This is a genomic window from Longimicrobium sp. (assembly GCF_036387355.1).
Lineage (GTDB): Bacteria > Gemmatimonadota > Gemmatimonadetes > Longimicrobiales > Longimicrobiaceae > Longimicrobium.
Genome location: NZ_DASVTX010000464.1, coordinates 1 through 4,294, shown reverse-complemented (window position 1 = coordinate 4,294; position 4,294 = coordinate 1). Strand labels below are relative to the sequence as shown.

Annotated in this window: 4 protein-coding genes; all 4 read left to right on the top strand. The window is 71.6% G+C overall.

Annotated elements, in window-relative coordinates:
- Positions 1–1,455, top strand: a 1,455-nt coding sequence (locus tag VF665_RS20180; RefSeq protein WP_331055265.1) for a HAMP domain-containing sensor histidine kinase, incomplete at its 5' end; no start/stop codon positions are given.
- A 267-nt stretch (positions 1,456–1,722) separates the two neighbouring features.
- Entirely contained in the window at positions 1,723–3,096 is a 1,374-nt protein-coding gene (locus VF665_RS20175; RefSeq protein ID WP_331055264.1) for a sigma-54 dependent transcriptional regulator, read from the top strand.
- Positions 3,097–3,255: 159 nt separating this feature from the next.
- Positions 3,256–3,651, top strand: a complete 396-nt coding sequence (locus tag VF665_RS20170; protein ID WP_331055263.1) for a hypothetical protein — start codon at positions 3,256–3,258, stop codon at positions 3,649–3,651.
- The coding region (locus tag VF665_RS20165) for an amidase (protein ID WP_331055262.1) at positions 3,648–4,294 on the top strand (647 nt) is incomplete at its 3' end. The genes VF665_RS20170 and VF665_RS20165, both read left to right, overlap by 4 nt.

Sequence of the window (4,294 nt, the reverse complement as noted above, 5' to 3'; positions counted from 1 at the left end):
ATCGACAGCACCGGAAAGTTCATCGCCGGGCCCCCGCTTCCCGCGCAGGCCATGGACGCGGGCACCAACGGCGGCAGCTCCGTGGTGCTTCCGCTGGACGGCAGCGGCGACCCCATCCAGTTTGCCCTGGCCGACGTGTGGGCCGACACCGTTCGCCTGGGCCGCGTGGGCGTGGGCCGGCGGGTGAGCGCCAAGGGGATCGCCAAGGACGTCAAGCGGGTGAACACGCTGGTGGTGCTGATGGTGGGCGACTCCGTGATCGGCACCACCCTTTCCGACACGGCGCGCGCCCAGCTGAGCCGTGCAGACCTGCGGCTGCTGCGCAACGCGCCCAACGCCGGCGCGCGGCAGGTGACGGCGGGCGAGCGGTACTACATGGCGGTGCCGGTGAACGTGGCGGCGCGCGGGCTGCCCGCCACGGTCATCCTGATGCGGCCCATCGCCGACGAGCTGCAGGTGGCCAACGCCATCAAGACGTCACTCTGGGGCATCGGGGTGGCCGCGCTCATGCTGGCGGTGGTGCTGGCGGCCGTGGTGGCGCGCATCGTGGCGCGCCCCACGCAGGCGCTGGCGGAAGCGTCCGTGCGCATGGCGCGGGGCGACTTCAGCGCGCCGCTCCCGCGCATTGGCCCGGACGAGATCGGGCAGCTGGCGCGCGCGTTCGGGGAGATGCGGCGCGCCATCGCCGACCGCGAGGGGCGCCTGCGGTCCGCTCAGGCGGAGATGATTCACCGCGAAAAGCTGGCGGCCATGGGGCGGCTGGTCGCGCAGCTTTCGCACGAGATCAACAACCCCATCTACAACATCCAGAACTGCCTGGAGGCGCTGGAGCGGCGCGGCGACCCCAACGATCCCAACCGCGAGTTCCTTACGCTGGCGCAGGAAGAGCTGGCGCGCATGGCGTCGCTCACGCGGCGGCTGCTGGACCAGAGCCGCCCGCAGTCCGACGCGGCCGCGCTGCTGGACCTGAACGCCCTGGTGCACCGCGTGCTCACCCTGGCCGGGCCGGAGCTGCGCACCCGGGGGATCGAGATCGCGGCGGAGCTGGCGCCGGACGTCCCTTCCGTGGTGGCGCACCCGGAAGCCATCCAGCAGGTGCTGGCGAACCTGGTGGCCAACGCGGGCGACGCCATGCCGGACGGCGGCCGACTGCGCATCGCCACGCGCTCGGTGGAAGACACGGTGGAGGTGGTGGTGGAAGACACGGGCGCGGGGATCAGCGAGCGCGATCTGCCGCACATCTTCGAGGCGTTCTACACCACCAAGCCGGGCGTGACGGGAACCGGGCTGGGGCTGTTCGTGTCGGAAGGGATCATCCGCGGCCACCGCGGGCGCATCGACGTGGAGAGCGCCCCCGGCAAGGGGAGCCGCTTCACCATCCGCCTGCCGCGCGAAACGCTGGACGAAACGCTGTCGGACGGCTCGGACGAGCGGGAACTGCTCGCGGCGGATTGAAAATGGAAAGTGCGGAGTGCGGAGTGCTGAGTGCTGAGATCAAAGTGCTCAGTGCTCAGTGCCAAGTGCCCAGTGCACAACGGCGCTGGTGCACTCCACCGGCTCCCGGCACCTGAACCTGCCCCCGCGCGCCCCATTCTGGGCACTTGAACCTGGGGACCGGGCACTTTCGTACTTTCGTACTTTCGTACTTTCGTACTTTCGTACTTTCGTACTTTCGTACTTTCGTACTCTCGTACTCTCGTACTCTCGTACTCTCGTACTGTCTTGACCGAAACACCCCGCATCCTGATCATCGACGACGACCGCGCGTTCCGCGTGGGCACCGGCGCCCTGCTTGCCGACGAGGGCTACCAGGTGGAAGCGGTGCCCAGCGGCGACGCGGGGATGGAGCGCCTGCGCACCGACCAGTTCGACATGGTGCTGCTGGACCTGCGCATGGAGGGGCGCACCGGCCTGTCCGTGCTGGAGGAGCTGCGCGGCTCCGGAAACGACGTGCCCGTCGTGATGCTCACCGGCTTCGCCACGGTGGATTCCGCCGTGGCCGCGCTCAAGCTGGGCGCGGACGACTATCTCACCAAGCCGTGCGACAACACCCTGCTGCGCTCCAAGATCAAGGCGATCCTGGCGCGGCGGGAACCCGTGCTGGGCGCCGGCGCGGCCCGCATCGTGGGCGCCGGAACGCGGATGAAGGAGGTGCTGCGCGCCATTTCCCGCGTGGCCCCGACGGAAAGCACGGTGCTGCTCCGCGGCGCCACGGGGACGGGAAAGGAACTGATCGCCCGCGCCATTCACGAAGAAAGCCCGCGCCGCAGCCGCCCCTACCTGACGGTGAACTGCTCGGCGCTGGCGGAGGGGCTGCTGGAATCGGAGCTGTTCGGCCACGCGCGCGGGGCGTTCACGGGTGCCGTGAACGAACGCAAGGGGATGTTCGAGGAAGCCAACGGCGGCACCATCTTTCTGGACGAGATCGGCGACGTGTCGCCCGGCATGCAGGCCAAGCTGCTGCGCGTGCTGCAGGAGCGCGAGGTGGTGCGCGTGGGAACGTCGCGCACGCTGCAGGTGGACGTGCGCGTGGTGGCCGCCACGCACCGCGACCTGGAGGCCATGGTAGAGGAAGGGGCGTTCCGAAAGGACCTCTACTTTCGCCTCAAGGTTTTTCAGATCCGCGTCCCGGAACTGCGCGACCGGCCGGAGGACGTTCCCGCCCTGGTGGGCGCGGCGCTGGCCCGGTGGAACGAGCGGGTGGAGCCCACGCGCCGCATCCAGGGCGTGTCGGAAGACGCCATGGAGCTGCTGAGCGCGTACGACTGGCCGGGGAACGTGCGCGAGCTGATGGCGTCGCTGGAGTACGCCTGCATCGTCAGCGAGGGCGGGCGCATCCTTGCCCACCACCTTCCCGAAGAGGTGCGCGACGGGGCGTCCGCGATCTCCTCGGGGAACGGCAACGGCGACGCGCGGCGGGCGGAGGCGCGCGCTCCCGAGGCGGTGCGCCGCTACGTGGCCCCCGACGCCGCGTCCGAGCGCGAAAAGATCGTGCAGGCGCTGGAAGAGGCGGACGGCAACCGCACCCGCGCCGCCGCCGCGCTGGGGATGGGGCGCACCACGCTCTGGCAGAAGCTCAAGGAGTACGGCCTCTGATCCTTCCGCCGTGGATCGGCGGACCGGATGGTTGAACGTGTGTTCCCGGCCCCCGTCGCCCCGGCGGGGGCCGTTCCGTATACTGTAGATCAGCTCTGCCGCGCGGCGGGTGTTTGCGCCCGCGCCGGCCGTTGTTTCCTACCCTCGATGCGAGGATCGATGGAGCAGCCCAAGGACCTGTCCCGGCGCGACTTCACCCGCGCGGCCGTCGCCGCGGCGATGGTGCCCGTGCTGGCGCCGCTGGCTTCGTGCGCGCCCGGCGCCCCGGCGGAGTCGCCGGCCCCGGCAGCGGCTCCCCCGGCGCCCGCGCCGCAGGCGGCAGCGGCTGCCGCGCCGCCCGCCGGCACGGAGCGCCCGCCCACGCCGCTGGCCCGCGCGCTGGCGGACGCGGTCCGCGCCCAGTACGGCGACCGCATGACGGAGGCGCAGATGGCGAAGGTGCAGCGCGGCATCAGCGGCAACCTGCAGACGGCGGAGCGGCTGCGCGCCTTTCCGCTCCCCATCGCCACCGAGCCGGCCTTCGTGTTCCGCGTGGCCGGAGGGGTGCCGCGATGATTCCGGACGGAACGCTGTACCTGCCGCTGGCGGACATCGCGGCGGGGATCCGCGCGCGGCGGCTGGACCCGGTGGAGCTGGCGGAGGCGTACATGGAGCGGCTGGAGCGCCACGGGCCGGGCTTGGGCGCGCTGGTGACGCTCACCCGCGAGCGCGCGCTGCGCGAGGCGGCCCGCGCGCGAGACGAGATCCGCGCGGGGCGCTACCGCGGTCCGCTGCACGGAATGCCCTACGGCGCCAAGGACCTGCTGGGCGCCGAAGGCTATCCCACCACCTGGGGCGCGCAGCCGTACCGCGAGCAGCGCCTTCCCGACGCCGCCGTCATTGAGCGGCTGACGGCCGCGGGCGCGGTTCTGGTCGCCAAGCTCAGCAGCGTGGAACTGGCCGGCGGCTTTGGATACGAGCAGGCGAACGCCTCCATCACCGGCCCTGGCCGCACGCCGTGGAACCGCGACTACTGGAGCGGCGGATCCAGCAGCGGGCCGGGTTCGGCGGTGGCCGCGGCGCTGGTGCCGTTCGCCATCGGCAGCGAAACGTGGGGTTCCATCTTCGCCCCCGCCGCGCTGTCCGGCGTCACCGGGCTGCGCCCCACCTACGGCCGGGTGCCGCGCCGCGGGGCCATGGCACTGTCGTGGACCATGGA